General features: G+C 60.2%; 12 protein-coding genes. All 12 read left to right on the forward strand.

Annotated elements, in window-relative coordinates:
- The first annotated feature begins 92 nt into the window (after positions 1-92).
- Positions 93-533 (forward strand): RNA polymerase-binding protein DksA, encoded by a 441-nt coding sequence (dksA, locus tag KJF94_RS22040; RefSeq protein ID WP_007902025.1) that lies wholly within the window; start codon positions 93-95, stop codon positions 531-533.
- Between the two features lie 191 nt (positions 534-724).
- Positions 725-1621 (forward strand): tRNA glutamyl-Q(34) synthetase GluQRS, encoded by an 897-nt coding sequence (gene gluQRS / locus KJF94_RS22045; protein ID WP_214378762.1) that lies wholly within the window; start codon positions 725-727, stop codon positions 1619-1621.
- A gap of 77 nt (positions 1622-1698) precedes the next feature.
- Positions 1699-1875: a hypothetical protein gene (locus KJF94_RS22050; protein WP_003176118.1), complete on the forward strand. Its 177-nt coding sequence runs from the start codon at positions 1699-1701 to the stop codon at positions 1873-1875.
- A complete protein-coding gene (locus KJF94_RS22055) occupies positions 1859-4813 on the forward strand; it encodes a sensor histidine kinase (RefSeq protein WP_031319123.1) in 2955 nt (984 codons plus the stop codon). The genes KJF94_RS22050 and KJF94_RS22055 overlap by 17 nt, the downstream gene beginning before the upstream one ends.
- Positions 4814-4835: 22 nt before the next feature.
- Entirely contained in the window at positions 4836-6272 is a 1437-nt protein-coding gene (locus KJF94_RS22060) for a sigma-54-dependent transcriptional regulator (protein WP_084323055.1), read from the forward strand.
- Between the two features lie 821 nt (positions 6273-7093).
- Positions 7094-8497 (forward strand): polynucleotide adenylyltransferase PcnB, encoded by a 1404-nt coding sequence (locus KJF94_RS22065; protein WP_214378764.1) that lies wholly within the window; start codon positions 7094-7096, stop codon positions 8495-8497.
- A gap of 2 nt (positions 8498-8499) precedes the next feature.
- Positions 8500-8985 (forward strand): 2-amino-4-hydroxy-6-hydroxymethyldihydropteridine diphosphokinase, encoded by a 486-nt coding sequence (gene folK / locus KJF94_RS22070; RefSeq protein ID WP_214378766.1) that lies wholly within the window; start codon positions 8500-8502, stop codon positions 8983-8985.
- Positions 8986-9350: 365 nt separating this feature from the next.
- Positions 9351-10151 carry a 3-methyl-2-oxobutanoate hydroxymethyltransferase gene (gene panB / locus KJF94_RS22075; protein ID WP_214378767.1) on the forward strand — a complete coding sequence of 267 codons (801 nt, stop codon included), beginning with the start codon at positions 9351-9353 and terminating at the stop codon, positions 10149-10151.
- Complete coding sequence (gene panC, locus KJF94_RS22080) at positions 10148-11008, forward strand: pantoate--beta-alanine ligase (protein WP_214378768.1); 861 nt, start codon at positions 10148-10150, stop codon at positions 11006-11008. The genes panB and panC overlap by 4 nt, the downstream gene beginning before the upstream one ends.
- A 194-nt stretch (positions 11009-11202) precedes the next feature.
- Positions 11203-11583 (forward strand): aspartate 1-decarboxylase, encoded by a 381-nt coding sequence (panD, locus tag KJF94_RS22085; RefSeq protein WP_214378770.1) that lies wholly within the window; start codon positions 11203-11205, stop codon positions 11581-11583.
- A 220-nt stretch (positions 11584-11803) separates the two neighbouring features.
- Positions 11804-13468, forward strand: coding sequence for a glucose-6-phosphate isomerase (pgi, locus tag KJF94_RS22090; RefSeq protein WP_214378772.1), 1665 nt, complete (start codon positions 11804-11806; stop codon positions 13466-13468).
- 169 nt (positions 13469-13637) lie between these two features.
- Positions 13638-15575, forward strand: a complete 1938-nt coding sequence (acs, locus tag KJF94_RS22095) for an acetate--CoA ligase (protein WP_214378774.1) — start codon at positions 13638-13640, stop codon at positions 15573-15575.
- Positions 15576-15614: the final 39 nt, after the last annotated feature.

Consider the following 15614-nt stretch of genomic DNA (forward strand, 5'->3'; position numbering starts at 1 on the left):
AAGTTCGCCCGCTTGCAGCCGCAGGGCCGGCAGGTGTCGGTGATGGAGCAATCCTGCGCAGATGGATTACAAGAGTAGAGGCGGTCCATTTCATGCCCACCCAAGCAAAGCAGCAAAATCAGTCGATCAGCGGCTTCGAACCCTACAAAGAAGTAAAGGGCGAGGAGTACATGGGCAAACCCATGCGCGCTCACTTCACCAAGATCCTGAACAAGTGGAAACAGGACTTGATGCAGGAAGTCGACCGCACGGTTGATCACATGAAGGACGAAGCGGCCAACTTCCCTGACCCGGCAGATCGTGCCAGCCAGGAAGAAGAATTCAGCCTTGAATTGCGCGCCCGCGACCGTGAGCGCAAGTTGATCAAGAAGATCGACAAGACGCTGCAATTGATCGAAGACGAAGAATATGGCTGGTGCGAGTCCTGCGGCGTCGAGATCGGCGTCAAGCGACTGGAAGCCCGCCCTACCGCCGACATGTGCGTTGACTGCAAGACCCTGGCGGAAATCAAGGAAAAGCAAGTCGGCAAGTAATCTCGACTTGAACGAAGAACGGAGCGTGCGAACGCTCCGTTTTTGTTTCTGATATTTGCTGATATTTGTTGCGTCTTCGAAATTGCCTTCGCGAGCAAGCTTCGCTCCTACAAAGGCTGGCGCAATCTCCTGTAGGAGCGAAGGCGGCTTCAAGCCATGCTCAAAACGATTGGACAGCCTGACATCGCCTTATGACCACCATCGCCTCCCCCGCCTACATCGGACGCTTCGCCCCCACGCCAAGCGGCCACTTGCATTTCGGTTCGCTGGTCGCAGCACTGGCTTCGTACCTCGACGCGCGTGCGGTGGGTGGTCGCTGGCTGATGCGCATGGAAGACCTCGATCCGCCACGGGAAGAACCCGGCGCGCAAGCCGCCATTCTCAAGGCGCTGGAAAGCTACGGTTTCGAGTGGGACGGCGAACTGGTCCGACAGAGCGACCGGCACGACGCCTACGCTGAAGTGCTCAATCGCCTGTCCAATCATGGCCTGGCCTACGCCTGCACCTGTTCGCGAAAACAGCTGGAGCCCTATCACGGCATTTACCCGGGCCTGTGCCGCAATGCTGGCCATGGCACCGAAGACGCCGCGATTCGACTGCGCGTGCCCGAGCTCGAATACCACTTCATCGACCGCGTGCAAGGCGAATACCGCCAGCATCTGGGTCGGGATGTCGGTGATTTCGTGATCCGTCGCCGCGACGGACTCTACGCCTATCAACTGGCCGTGGTGCTCGATGACGCCTGGCAAGGCATCAGCGACATCGTCCGGGGCGCAGACCTGCTCGACTCCACGCCACGTCAGCTCTATCTGCAAGAACTGCTGGGTTTCTCGCAACCGCGCTATCTGCACATCCCGCTGATTACCCAGCCTGACGGCAACAAGCTCGGCAAGTCCTACCGTTCGCCGCCGCTGACCGAAGATCAGGCCACGCCTTTATTACTGCGTGCATTGCGCGCGCTCGGGCAGAATCCGGGCGCCGAACTGGCGTATGCCACCCCGCGTGAAGTGCTGAACTGGGGAATCGTCCACTGGGATGCACTGAAGATCCCGCGCACACTCACCTTGCCCGAAGCGCAACTACAGTGATCACACTTGCAGTGACGCGCCCATCCGTTACCATCGCCGCACGTTTTCGGGCACGCGCATAAAAAAGAGAGGCCGGGATGTACATCTATCGCTTGGTCCTGCTCCTGGTAGTGGGGATTTATCTGTTCTCCCCGGCCATCATGGATTGGTGGATCGACGCCACTGGCGCCTGGTATCGCCCTTATCTGCTCTGGCTGATTCTGATCGTTGTGACCTTCATCCTGCAGAGCCAAAAAGATGCCGATGAGCTTTAGCCTGACCCAGATGATCCTGATCAGCGCCGCGTACCTGGCGGTGCTGTTCGGCGTGGCCTGGATCAGCGAACGGGGCATGATCCCCCGGGCGATCATTCGCCACCCGCTGACGTACACCCTGTCGTTGGGTGTTTACGCCAGTGCCTGGGCGTTTTACGGCACCGTGGGCCTGGCCTATCAGTACGGCTACGGTTTTCTCTCCAGCTATCTAGGCGTTTCCGGTGCATTTCTGCTGGCGCCGGTGTTGCTGTATCCGATCCTGAAGATCACCCGCACGTATCAACTGTCGTCGCTGGCCGACCTGTTCGCGTTCCGTTTCCGCAGCACCTGGGCCGGCGCACTGACCACTATCTTCATGCTGATCGGCGTGCTGCCATTGCTGGCGCTGCAGATTCAAGCGGTCGCCGACTCCATTGGCATCCTCACCCGCGAACCGGTGCAGCATCGTGTCGCCCTGAGCTTTTGCGCGCTGATTACGCTGTTCACGATTTTCTTTGGCTCGCGCCATATCGCCACCCGCGAGAAACACGAAGGGCTGGTGTTCGCGATTGCCTTTGAGTCGGTGATCAAGCTGATCGCGATTGGCGGCGTTGGCCTATATGCGTTGTATGGCGTGTTCGACGGCCCGCAACAGCTGGAACTGTGGCTGCTGCAAAACCAGACCGCCCTCGCCGCTTTGCACACGCCTCTGCAGGAAGGCCCGTGGCGCACGCTGCTGCTGGTGTTCTTCGCCTCGGCGATCGTGATGCCGCACATGTACCACATGACGTTTACCGAAAACCTCAACCCGCGCTCGCTGGTCAGTGCGAGCTGGGGCTTGCCGTTGTTCCTGCTGCTGATGAGCCTGGCCGTGCCGCTCATTCTCTGGGCCGGGCTGAAACTCGGCGCCACCACCAATCCTGAATATTTCACGCTGGGCATCGGTATCGCCGCCAACAGCAAGGCCTTGGCGCTGTTGGCGTATGTCGGCGGGCTATCGGCAGCGAGCGGGCTGATCATCGTCACCACCCTCGCACTGTCCGGGATGGCGCTGAACCACCTGGTGCTGCCGCTTTATCAGCCACCGGCAGAAGGCAACATCTACCGCTGGCTGAAGTGGACGCGTCGGGCGCTGATCGTCGCAATCATCATGGCTGGCTACGGTTTCTACCTGTTGCTGGGCGCTGAGCAGGATTTGGCCAACCTCGGCATCGTCGCGTTTGTGGCGACCTTGCAGTTCCTGCCGGGCGTGCTGTCTGTCCTTTATTGGCCGACCGCCAACCGTCGCGGCTTCATCGCCGGTTTGCTGGCGGGGATTCTGGTGTGGCTGGTGACCATGCTGCTGCCGCTGGTCGGCAACCTGCAAGGCTTCTACATCCCGCTGCTGAACATGATCTACGTGCTGGACGACACCAGTTGGCACATGGCCGCGATCGCCTCGCTGGCCGCCAACGTGCTGATGTTCACCCTGATCTCGCTGTTCACCAATGCCAGCCCCGAAGAGGCCAGCGCTGCCGAAGCCTGCGCCGTGGACAACGTGCGTCGCCCGCAACGCCGTGAACTGCACGCTGCCTCGCCCCAGGAGTTCGCCACGCAACTGGCCAAACCTTTGGGCGCCAAGGCTGCGCAGAAAGAAGTCGAACAAGCGCTGCGCGATCTCTATCTGCCGTTCGACGAGCGCCGGCCTTATGCCTTGCGCCGCTTGCGCGACCGGATCGAAGCCAACCTCTCGGGCCTGATGGGGCCGAGCGTCGCGCAGGACATGGTCGAGACTTTCCTGCCTTATAAGGCCGGCGGTGAAAACTACGTCACCGAGGACATCCACTTCATCGAAAGCCGCCTCGAGGACTACCACTCGCGCCTCACCGGCCTTGCCGCCGAACTCGATGCCCTGCGCCGTTATCACCGCCAGACCTTGCAGGAATTGCCGATGGGCGTCTGCTCACTGGCCAAGGATCAGGAAATCCTCATGTGGAACAAAGCCATGGAGGAGCTGACCGGGATTGCCGCGCAGCGCGTGGTCGGCTCACGACTGAGCACCATTGCCGATCCGTGGAAAGAACTGCTGCAAGGCTTCATCAACCTGCCGGACGAACACTTGCACAAGCAACATCTGGCGCTTGATGGCCAGACTCGCTGGCTGAACCTGCACAAAGCGGCGATCGATGAACCGCTCGCGCCGGGTAACAGCGGCCTCGTATTGCTGGTCGAAGACCTCACTGAAACCCAGATGCTCGAAGACAAGCTGGTGCACTCCGAGCGCCTGGCCAGTATCGGCCGCCTGGCCGCCGGCGTGGCCCATGAAATCGGCAACCCGATCACCGGCATCGCCTGTCTGGCGCAGAATCTGCGCGAAGAACGTGAAGACGATGGCGAGCTGAAGGAAATCAGCGGACAGATTCTGGAGCAGACCAAACGCGTGTCGCGCATCGTTCAGTCGCTGATGAGTTTTGCCCACGCCGGCAGTCATCAGCACAGTGACGAGCCCGTCTGTCTGGCCGAAGTGGCCCAGGATGCCATCGGTTTGCTGGCCCTGAACCGACGCAATTTCGAAGTGCAGTTCTACAACCTGTGCGACCCCGATCACTGGGTCGAAGGCGATCCGCAGCGACTCGCCCAGGTACTGATCAATCTGCTCTCAAACGCCCGTGACGCCTCGCCTCCCGGCAGCGCGGTGCGGGTCAAAAGCGAAGCCGGCGAACACACGGTCGACCTGATCGTGGAAGACGAAGGCAGCGGTATTCCGAAGAACATCATGGATAGATTGTTCGAACCTTTCTTCACCACCAAGGATCCTGGCGAAGGCACCGGTCTGGGCCTTGCACTGGTCTATTCCATCGTTGAAGAGCATTATGGACAAATCACCATCGACAGCCCGGCTGATGTTCAAAGCCAACGCGGCACCCGTATCCGGGTGACCTTGCCGCGTCATGTCGAAGCGACGTCCGCTGTGAACTGAGACCGTCGAGAGTATCGAATCAATGCCGCACATTTTGATCGTCGAAGACGAAACAATTATCCGCTCCGCCTTGCGCCGCCTGCTGGAACGTAACCAGTACCAGGTCAGCGAAGCCGGTTCAGTGCAGGAAGCACAAGAACGCTTCACCATTCCCACGTTCGACCTGATCGTCAGTGACCTGCGCCTGCCTGGCGCGCCGGGCACCGAGTTGATCAAACTCGGCCAGGGCACTCCGGTGCTGATCATGACCAGCTACGCCAGCCTGCGTTCGGCGGTCGACTCAATGAAGATGGGCGCGGTGGATTACATCGCCAAGCCTTTCGACCACGATGAAATGCTCCAGGCCGTCGCGCGCATCCTGCGTGACCGGCAATCGGTGCAGGCCAGCGGTGAACCTGCCGTCGGCAAAGCCGCCAATGGTGCGGCGAAACCGGGTATCGACAACAGCAACGGCGAAATCGGAATCATCGGCTCGTGCCCGCCGATGCAGGATCTGTACAGCAAGATCCGCAAAGTCGCGCCCACCGATTCCAATGTCCTGATTCAGGGCGAGTCCGGCACCGGTAAAGAACTGGTGGCGCGCGCCCTGCACAACCTGTCCAAACGCGCCAAGGCACCGATGATTTCGGTGAACTGCGCGGCCATTCCGGAAAGCCTGATCGAGTCCGAACTGTTCGGCCACGAAAAAGGCGCGTTCACCGGCGCCAGCGCCGGACGTGCCGGCCTGGTAGAAGCGGCGGACGGCGGTACCTTGTTTCTCGATGAAATCGGCGAACTGCCGCTGGAAGCCCAGGCTCGCTTGCTGCGCGTGTTGCAGGAAGGCGAAATTCGCCGGGTGGGCTCGGTGCAGTCGCAGAAGGTCGATGTGCGTTTGATCGCCGCGACCCACCGCGACCTCAAGAGCCTGGCCAAGATCGGTCAGTTCCGTGAAGACTTGTATTACCGCCTCCACGTGATCGCCCTGAAACTGCCGGCCCTGCGCGAGCGTGGCGCCGACGTGAATGAAATCGCCAATGCCTTCCTGGCGCGGCAGAGCGCGCGGGTCAACCGTACCGACCTGAAGTTCGCCCCGGACGCCGAGCAGGCGATTCGTCATTACTCCTGGCCGGGCAACGTGCGCGAGCTGGAAAACGCAGTCGAGCGCGCGGTCATCCTGTGCGAAAGCCCGGAGATTTCCGCCGAGCTGCTGGGCATCGACATCGAGCTGAGCGGGCTGGAGGACGACGAGTTCATTGGCCTGCCGCCGCAACAGGGCAACGGCGCCGGCAACAACAATCATGAGCCGACCGAAGACCTGTCGCTGGAAGACTACTTCCAGCACTTCGTTCTCGAGCATCAGGACCACATGACCGAAACCGAGCTGGCACGCAAACTCGGGGTCAGCCGCAAATGCCTGTGGGAGCGTCGTCAGCGCCTGGGTATCCCGCGGCGCAAGACCGGGGTGGCCAGCGAGAGCTGAACGGGTAACACATGACTTTGTGAAAAAACTGTTACCCCAGCTTTTTCACGTAACAGAAGCCGGGGCTTACGGTAACGAAGCCCCGGTTTTTTTGGCCTCGGAAAACCTGATCAGGTGGCGCAACCCCTTGTTTTGCCGGGCCTCGCAAAAGTTGGCACGCACCCTGCTATATGTTTGGTACAACAACAATAACAAGCAATGCACAAGACAATAAAAATAAGACGAATCGACTCACGCACAATAAAAACAAGACGGCGAGAGGCGCAGCTAACTGATTCTTTTGGAGAGGCGTTGTATTTGGGGCTTGCCCCACGACCAGGCCGAGAACAACAAAAACTGTCTTGAGACAGAGCCTGAACTGGTTGGATCGCAAGATCACTGCAGCACAGCGACCAAAGCAATCCGTTTGCTCTTGGCTCCCGATTGGGAGGGTCATGAAGGAAAACTTCATGACGCGGGCACTCAACAAAAACAAGAAGCCCGAAACCAATAACAAAAATAGAACATGCAACTACTTCTTGGGGAGCTTCGGCTCCCCTTGTAGTTTCTGCGATTTGGAAACCCCGCTTCCTGTAGGAGCAGCCGGTCGACGCTCGATCGCTCGCGAAAAACGCAGGGACACCGCTGTGCATCAGGTTTGACGCGTTATCGTTAACGACCTTCGTCGGAACGCCGCCCGGAGCAAGCTCGCTCCTACAGTGTGCGGCTTACAGCTCATATCTGCTGTGTCCTACACCATCCCCCGACTAAATGCTAGAATCCCCGCCCATCATGCGGTCATTCTTCGTTATGGCCGAACATTCCTTCAAACAGTGCATCCCATGCTGAAGAAGCTGTTCCAGTCATTCCGTTCTCCCAAGCGTCATACGCAACACATCCGCAGCACGCCTGAAGTGCTTAACAGCGGCCAACATTCGCTGCAAAAGGCGCAATTCAGCCGTTACGCGGTGAATATCGTCGAACGCCTGCAGAACGCCGGTTACCAGGCTTACCTGGTCGGCGGTTGTGTGCGTGACATGATGCTCGGCATCACGCCAAAAGATTTCGACGTCGCCACCAGCGCCACGCCTGAACAGGTTCGCGCCGAATTCCGCAATGCGCGGATCATCGGTCGTCGCTTCAAACTGGTGCATATCCACTTTGGTCGCGAAATCATCGAAGTCGCGACCTTCCGCGCCAATCACCCGCAAAACGACGAAGAGGAAGACAGTAACCAGTCTTCCCGCAACGAGAGCGGGCGCATCCTGCGCGATAACGTCTATGGCACGCTGGAAGAAGACGCGCAACGCCGCGACTTCACCATCAACGCCCTGTATTACGACCCGGTCAGCGAGCGCATTCTCGACTACGCCAACGGCGTACACGACATCCGCAACCACCTGATCCGCCTGATTGGCGATCCGAAGCAACGTTACCAGGAAGACCCGGTACGGATGCTGCGGGCCGTGCGTTTCGCCGCCAAGCTGAATTTCGGCATCGAAAAACACAGCGCCCTGCCGATCCGCGATCTGGCGCCGATGCTGCGCGAGATCCCGTCGGCCCGCCTGTTCGAAGAAGTGCTCAAGCTGTTCCTCTCCGGCCATGCCGCGGACACCTTCGAGATGCTGGTCGACCTGCAGCTGTTCGATCCGCTGTTCCCGGCCAGTGCCGAGGCGCTGGAATACAACCCGACGTACACCCACACCCTGATCAGCGAAGCGCTGGTCAACACCGACCTGCGGATCAAGCAAAACAAACCGGTGACCCCGGCGTTCCTGTTTGCAGCCCTGCTCTGGCCTGCCCTGCCGGCTCGCGTGTTGCGCTTGCAGGAACGTGGCATGCCGCCGATCCCTGCGATGCAGGAAGCGGCGCACGAGCTGATTGCCGAACAGTGCCAGCGGATCGCGATTCCAAAACGTTTCACCATGCCGATCCGCGAAATCTGGGACATGCAGGAACGTCTGCCACGTCGCAGCGGTAAACGTGCCGACCTGTTGCTGGACAACCCGCGGTTCCGCGCCGGTTACGACTTCCTGCTGCTGCGCGAAAGCGCCGGCGAGCAGACCGATGGCCTGGGCGAATGGTGGACGGATTATCAGGACGCCAACGAAAGCGAACGTCGCGACATGATCCGCGACCTCAGCGGCAAGGACGACGGCGCAAGCGGTGCGCCACGCAAGCGTCGCCGCAGCGGCGGTGCCAAGCGCAAACGCGCGGCCGGCGCACCGAGCACCACGGGCGAGTAAACATGGAACGCATCTACATCGGCATGGGCAGCAACCTGGCTGACCCCGCCGAACAATTGCGCAGCGCCGTCGAGGCGCTGGCGCAGTTGCCGCAGACCGAACTGGTCGGGGTTTCGGCGTTTTATCAAAGCGACTCGCTGCTGCCCGGCCAACCGCGCTACACCAACGCGGTCGCCGCCCTCGACAGCACGCTTGCCCCGCTGGCGCTGCTCGATGCGCTGCAAGCCATCGAGAACGGTCAGGGCCGCGAACGCCAGGAACGCTGGGGGCCGCGCACGCTGGATCTCGATATTCTGCTGTTCGGCGATCGACTGATCGATGAACCTCGCCTCAAGGTGCCTCACTACCATATGCAGGAACGCGCGTTTGTTCTGTATCCGCTGGCCGAGCTGGCGCCGGTGGATTTGCGTTTGGCGGATGGGCGCAGCCTCAAGGACTTACTCGCAGAATGCCCGTTCGTCGGGCTGGAACGCCTCCCCCAAAATTGACAAAAATCCCCTGTGGGAGCGAGCCTGCTCGCGATAGCGGTGGATCAGTCGGCATCAATGCTGAATGACACACCGCATTCGCGAGCAAGCCCGCACACATTAGTTTTGTGTCGGGCATAAGATCTGTGGCTGCTGAATCGCATCAGTTACTCCGGTAACACCTCACGCGTAACAACGCGGTAACACACGCAATTGACTTCCCGAGTTCTCCTCACGACTATAGGCGTCCCGCTGCCGCCAACGCGGCGTTGAAGGGCGCAATCCAGGCCTTAAAAGCACGACAACAGACCGTGCGCCTGTATTTAACGAAGAATCACGCGCGTTACTCGCAGTAGTTTCCACAGCGCCTGAATGAGGAACTTTTCATGCCAGCCATCACCCTGACCACTCTGCAAGGTCTCAAGCAAAAAGGTGAAAAAATCACCATGCTGACCTGCTATGACGCGACCTTCGCCCACGCCTGCAATGAGGCCGGCGTCGAAGTTCTGCTGGTGGGCGACTCCCTCGGCATGGTTCTCCAAGGTCACGACAGCACCCTGCCGGTGACCACCGCCGAGATGGCTTATCACGTCGCGTCCGTCAAACGCGGTAACACCGACGCGTTGATCCTCGCCGACTTGCCATTCATGGCCTACGCCACTCCCGAACAAGCCATGACCAACAGTGCCCTGTTGATGCAGGCTGGTGCGCACATGGTCAAGGTCGAAGGCGCGCTGTGGCTGGCGGACTCGATCCGTCTGCTGGCCGAGCGCGGCATCCCGGTGTGCGCGCACATGGGGCTGACGCCGCAGTCGGTGAATATCCTCGGCGGTTACAAAGTCCAGGGTCGCAATGAAAACCAGGCGCGGCAGATGCGTGCCGACGCGATCTCCCTCGAACAGGCTGGCGCGGCGATGCTGTTGCTCGAGTGCGTGCCGAGCGAACTGGCCGAAGAAATCACCCAGGCCGTGAAGATCCCGGTGATCGGAATCGGCGCCGGCAGTGGCACCGACGGCCAGGTTCTGGTGCTGCACGACATGCTCGGTCTGTCGATCACTGGCCGGGTGCCGAAATTCGTGAAGAACTTCATGGCCGGGCAACAAAACATTCAGGCGGCACTTGGCGCTTATGTCTCCGAAGTCAAAGCAGTCACTTTCCCTGGTATCGAACACGGATTCTCTGCATGAACACCGTAAAAACCGTACGCGAACTGCGGGCCGCCGTGGCCCGCGCCCGTAGCGAAGGCAAGCGCATTGCCTTCGTGCCGACCATGGGCAACCTGCACAGCGGTCACATCGCACTGATTACCAAAGCCAGCCAACGGGCGGATTTCGTGGTCGCGAGCATTTTCGTCAACCCGCTGCAATTCGGTGCCGGCGAAGACCTCGACAAGTACCCCCGTACCCTCGCGGCAGACCAGGAACAACTGTTCCAGGCCGGTTGCCACTTGCTGTTCGCGCCGACCGTTGAAGAGATGTACCCCGACGGCATGGCTGGCCAGACCCGCGTCAGCGTGCCGCAACTGTCCGAAGGCCTGTGCGGTGCCAGCCGTCCGGGGCATTTCGAAGGTGTGGCGACGGTGGTCAGCAAACTGTTCAACATGGTCCAGCCGGATCTGGCGATCTTTGGCCAGAAAGACTTCCAGCAACTGGCCGTGATTCGCGCGCTGGTGCATGACCTGAATATGCCGATCCAGATCATCGGCGAGCCGACGGTCCGCGCAGCTGATGGGCTGGCACTGTCGTCGCGCAATGGATTCCTCAATGAAGAACAGCGAGCGGTTGCGCCAGTGGTGTACCGGACGCTGTCGTCGATTGCCGAAGCCATTAAACAAGGTGATCGCGATTACCCGGCGCTGATCACGGCACAACAGCAGCAACTTGAAGCCGCGGGCCTGCGTACCGACTACCTGGAAATCCGCCATGCGCTGACGTTGCGCCCGGCGACCGCGGAAGATCGGGACCTGGTGATTCTGGTGGCGGCGTTCCTCGGCACCACGCGGTTGATCGATAACCTGCACCTGAACCTCGACGCACCCGCCTGAACATCACAAAACCCTGAGGAGCCGAGCTTGCTCGCGAAAGCGGTGTGTCATTCAGCATTGATGTCGACTGATCCACCGCTTTCGCGAGCAAGCTCGGCTCCTACAGGGTCCTGCGTTGCCTCGCCCCCTTATTGCCGCCCTTTAAGCCTTCGGGCAAACTGCCCGCCGTTCGATTCCGACCTGGGGAAACACTCATGCACGCCATCATGCTCAAGGCCAAGCTGCATCGCGCCGAAGTCACCCACGCAGTTCTCGATTACGAAGGTTCCTGCGCCATCGATGGCGAATGGCTGGACTTGTCCGGCATCCGTGAATACGAACAGATACAGATCTACAACGTCGACAACGGCGAACGCTTCACCACCTACGCGATTAGTGGCGAAGCCGGCTCGCGGATGATTTCGGTCAACGGCGCCGCGGCGCACAAGGCCAAGGTCGGCGACCGTGTGATCATCTGCGCTTACGCTCACTACAGCGAAGCCGAGCTGCTCAACTTCAAGCCGCGCATGCTCTACATGGCGCCGGGTAACGAGTTGAGCCACACCAGCAATGCTATTCCAGTTCAGGTTGCCTGACCGAACCTCCTCTTCCGTTTGTCGGACCGTTCCCTGCCTGATGTATAAAAAAGTACCGGGAACGGGTCAGACAAAGTCAAGACAGATCGCAGCGCGAGGTTTACTGTATTCGCCCTGTGCCATGAAATCGTGTCGACGCAGTTGACCGGACGCCCACCCACAGCGCTCCGGGATTTTTAGTGTTCAAAAGGCCGTTCAAGTAAAAAGGAAACCCGCAGCGATGGCGTACTACCGCACTCCTCACGACGTGACCGCTCTGCCCGCCTGGCAAGCGCTGAATGACCACCGCCAAGCCATGCAGGATTTCAGCATGCGCGAAGCCTTCAATGCCGATCCGCAGCGCTTTACTCAATTCACCCTCAGCAGCTGCGGCCTGTTTCTCGACTACTCGAAGAACCTGATCAACGCCGAGACCCGCGACCTGCTGGTAGGCCTGGCCAACGAAGTCGACCTTCAGGGCGCGATCAAAGCGCTGTTCGACGGCGAGATCGTCAACTCTTCCGAAGGTCGCCCGGCCCTGCACACCGCGCTGCGCCGTCCAGTGGGCGACAAGTTGTCGGTCAATGGCGTCAACGTGATGCCCGAAGTACACAAGGTGTTGAACAAGATCACTGACCTCGTGGGCCGCATCCACGACGGTATGTGGCGCGGTTACACCGAGAAGCCGATCACCGACGTGGTGAACATCGGCATCGGTGGCTCGTTCCTCGGCCCCGAGCTGGTCTCCGAAGCGCTGCTGTCCTACGCCCAGAAAGGCGTGCGCTGCCATTACCTGGCGAACATCGACGGCACTGAGCTCCATGAACTGACCATGAAGCTGCGCGCCGAGACCACGCTGTTCATCGTTTCGTCGAAGTCCTTCAACACCCTCGAAACCCTGAAGAATGCCCAGGCCGCTCGCGCCTGGTACCTGGCTCAGGGCGGTTCGGAAGCCGAGCTGTATCGTCACTTCATCGCCGTCTCCAGCAACAACGCGGCGGCCGTGGCGTTCGGTATCCGCGAAGAAAACATCTTCCCGATGTGGGACTGGGTCGGCGGTCGTTACTCGCTGTGGTCGGCCATCGGTTTGCCGATTGCCCTGGCCATCGGCATGTCCAACTTCAAGGAGCTGCTGTCCGGTGCCTACACCATGGACCAGCATTTCCAGAGCGCGCCGTTCGAACAGAACATGCCGGTGCTGCTGGCGTTGCTCGGTGTCTGGTACGGCAACTTCTGGGGCGCGCAGAGCCACGCGATCCTGCCGTACGACCATTACCTGCGTAACATCACCAAGCATTTGCAACAGCTGGACATGGAATCCAACGGCAAGAGCGTGCGTCAGGACGGCACGCCGGTGTCTACCGACACTGGCCCGGTGATCTGGGGCGGCGTGGGTTGCAACGGTCAGCACGCGTATCACCAGTTGCTGCACCAAGGGACCCAACTGATTCCGGCCGATTTCATCGTGCCGATCGTCAGCTTCAACCCGGTCTCCGATCACCACCAGTGGCTGTACGCCAACTGCCTGTCGCAAAGCCAGGCACTGATGCTCGGCAAGACCCGCGCCGAGGCCGAAGCCGAGTTGCGGGACAAGGGCATGGCCGAAGCGGACGTGCAGAAACTCGCGCCGCACAAGGTGATCCCGGGCAACCGTCCGAGCAACACGTTGGTAGTCGAACGCATCAGCCCGCGTCGTCTCGGCGCACTGGTGGCGATGTACGAACACAAAGTCTTCGTGCAAAGCGTGGTCTGGGGCATCAACGCCTTCGACCAGTGGGGCGTGGAGCTGGGCAAAGAGCTGGGCAAAGGCGTCTACAATCGCCTGGTCGGCAGCGAAGAAACCCCGGCTGACGATGCGTCCACCCAAGGGCTGATCAATTACTTCCGCGGTCGTCACCGCGGGTAACTCCCATCCCTGTAGGAGCGAAGCTTGCTCGCGAAGAACGATAACTCGGTGTCCCTGATACACCGAGTCGCCTTCTTCGCGAGCAAGCTTCGCTCCTACAGGGTGGTGTTTGTTCTCGGGTCGGCGCATCTTTATTACTTGTTTACCAAAACAAGAATAAGGAACCGTCATGTTCGATATCAGCACGTTCCCCAAAGCCGATGCCGTCCGCCGGGCTGCACAACTCAGTCAAGACGACTACAAGCGTCTGTACCGCCAGTCCATCGAACATCCCACTGAATTCTGGGCCGAGCAGGCTTCACGCTTTCTCGACTGGAGCAAACCGTGGGATACCGTCCAGCGCTATAACCTGAAAACCGGTGAAGCCAGCTGGTTTGCCGGCGGCAAGCTGAACGTCAGTTACAACTGCATCGACCGTCACCTGGAAAAACGTGGCGATCAGATCGCAATCATCTGGGAAGGCGACGACCCTGCGGAGTCCGCCCAGATCACCTACAAAAAACTGCATCACAGCGTCTGCCGCCTGGCCAACGTGCTCAAAAGCCGTGGTGTGAAGAAAGGCGACCGCGTGTGCATCTACATGCCGATGATCCCCGAAGCCGCCTACGCCATGCTCGCCTGCACGCGAATCGGCGCGGTGCATTCGGTGGTGTTTGGCGGGTTCTCCCCCGATTCTGTGCGTGACCGGATTCTCGACGCCGATTGCCGCACCGTGATCACCGCCGATGAAGGCGTGCGCGGCGGTAAATTCGTGCCGCTCAAAGAGAAGGTCGACAAGGCGCTGCAAAGTTGCCCGAACGTCAGCACCGTGATCGTGGTCGAGCGCACTCAGGGTGAAGTGAACTGGGTCGAAGGCCGCGACCTCTGGTATCACCAGGCCCTGCGCGACGTCAGCGACGATTGCCCGCCCGAGCCGATGGACGCCGAAGACCCACTGTTCATCCTCTACACCTCCGGCAGCACGGGCAAACCCAAAGGCGTGCTGCACACCACCGGCGGTTACCTGCTGCAAGCGGCGATGACCTTCAAGTACGTGCTCGACTACCGCGACAACGAAGTCTTCTGGTGCACCGCCGATGTCGGCTGGGTCACCGGCCACAGTTACATCGTCTATGGGCCGCTGGCCAACGGTGCGACCACGCTGATCTTCGAAGGCGTGCCGAGTTACCCGAGCAGCTCACGCTTCTGGCAGGTCATCGACAAACACCACGTGAACATCTTCTACACCGCCCCCACCGCCCTGCGTTCGCTGATGCGTGAAGGCCTCGAACCGTTGAAGGAAACGTCCCGGGCGAGCCTCAGATTACTCGGCAGCGTCGGTGAGCCGATCAACCCGGAAGCGTGGGACTGGTACTTCAATGCCGTCGGCGAACAGCGTTGCCCGATCGTCGATACCTGGTGGCAGACCGAAACCGGCGGCATCATGCTCAGCCCGCTGGTCAGCGCGCAGCGGATCAAACCCGGCTGCGCCACGCAACCGATGTTCGGCGTGCAACCGGTGCTGCTCGACGAAGTGGGCAAGGAAATCAAAGGCGCCGGCAGCGGCGTGCTGGCGATCAAATCCAGCTGGCCGGCGCAGATCCGCAGCGTCTATGGCGACCCGCAACGGATGGTCGATACCTACTTCAAACCCTATCCCGGTTACTACTTCACCGGCGACGGCGCCCGGCGTGACGAGGACGGCGATTACTGGATCACCGGGCGCATCGACGACGTGATCAACGTTTCCGGCCACCGCATCGGCACCGCCGAAGTGGAAAGCGCGCTGGTGCTGCACGACAGCATCGCCGAGGCCGCCGTGGTCGGTTACCCTCACGACGTCAAAGGCCAGGGCATCTATGCCTTCGTCACGCCCATGAACGGCACCGAGCCCAACGATGAACTGAAGAAAGAACTGCTGGCCCACGTCAGCAAGGAAATCGGCAGCTTCGCCAAACCGGACCTGATCCAGTGGGCACCGGCCTTGCCGAAGACCCGTTCGGGCAAGATCATGCGGCGGATTCTGCGCAAGATCGCCTGCAACGAGCTCGACAGTCTGGGCGACACGTCGACCCTGGCCGATCCAAGCGTGGTTCAGGATCTGGTCGATAAACGCCTGAATCAATAACGCACCACCCTTTGTAGGAGCGAGCTTGCTCGCGATGAA

It is taken from the genome of Pseudomonas hormoni (assembly GCF_018502625.1).
Lineage (GTDB): Bacteria > Pseudomonadota > Gammaproteobacteria > Pseudomonadales > Pseudomonadaceae > Aquipseudomonas > Aquipseudomonas hormoni.

Bases quoted from the DNA above. Each gene is read 5' to 3' on its own strand.
- acs (WP_214378774.1), top strand. From the start codon at position 13,638: ATGTTCGATATCAGCACGTTCCCCAAAGCCGATGCCGTCCGCCGGGCT.
- KJF94_RS22050 (WP_003176118.1), top strand. From the start codon at position 1,699: ATGTACATCTATCGCTTGGTCCTGCTCCTGGTAGTGGGGATTTATCTG.
- panD (WP_214378770.1), top strand. From the start codon at position 11,203: ATGCACGCCATCATGCTCAAGGCCAAGCTGCATCGCGCCGAAGTCACC.
- folK (WP_214378766.1), top strand. From the start codon at position 8,500: ATGGAACGCATCTACATCGGCATGGGCAGCAACCTGGCTGACCCCGCC.
- gluQRS (WP_214378762.1), top strand. From the start codon at position 725: ATGACCACCATCGCCTCCCCCGCCTACATCGGACGCTTCGCCCCCACG.
- panB (WP_214378767.1), top strand. From the start codon at position 9,351: ATGCCAGCCATCACCCTGACCACTCTGCAAGGTCTCAAGCAAAAAGGT.
- KJF94_RS22060 (WP_084323055.1), top strand. From the start codon at position 4,836: ATGCCGCACATTTTGATCGTCGAAGACGAAACAATTATCCGCTCCGCC.
- KJF94_RS22065 (WP_214378764.1), top strand. From the start codon at position 7,094: ATGCTGAAGAAGCTGTTCCAGTCATTCCGTTCTCCCAAGCGTCATACG.
- panC (WP_214378768.1), top strand. From the start codon at position 10,148: ATGAACACCGTAAAAACCGTACGCGAACTGCGGGCCGCCGTGGCCCGC.
- KJF94_RS22055 (WP_031319123.1), top strand. From the start codon at position 1,859: ATGCCGATGAGCTTTAGCCTGACCCAGATGATCCTGATCAGCGCCGCG.
- dksA (WP_007902025.1), top strand. From the start codon at position 93: ATGCCCACCCAAGCAAAGCAGCAAAATCAGTCGATCAGCGGCTTCGAA.
- pgi (WP_214378772.1), top strand. From the start codon at position 11,804: ATGGCGTACTACCGCACTCCTCACGACGTGACCGCTCTGCCCGCCTGG.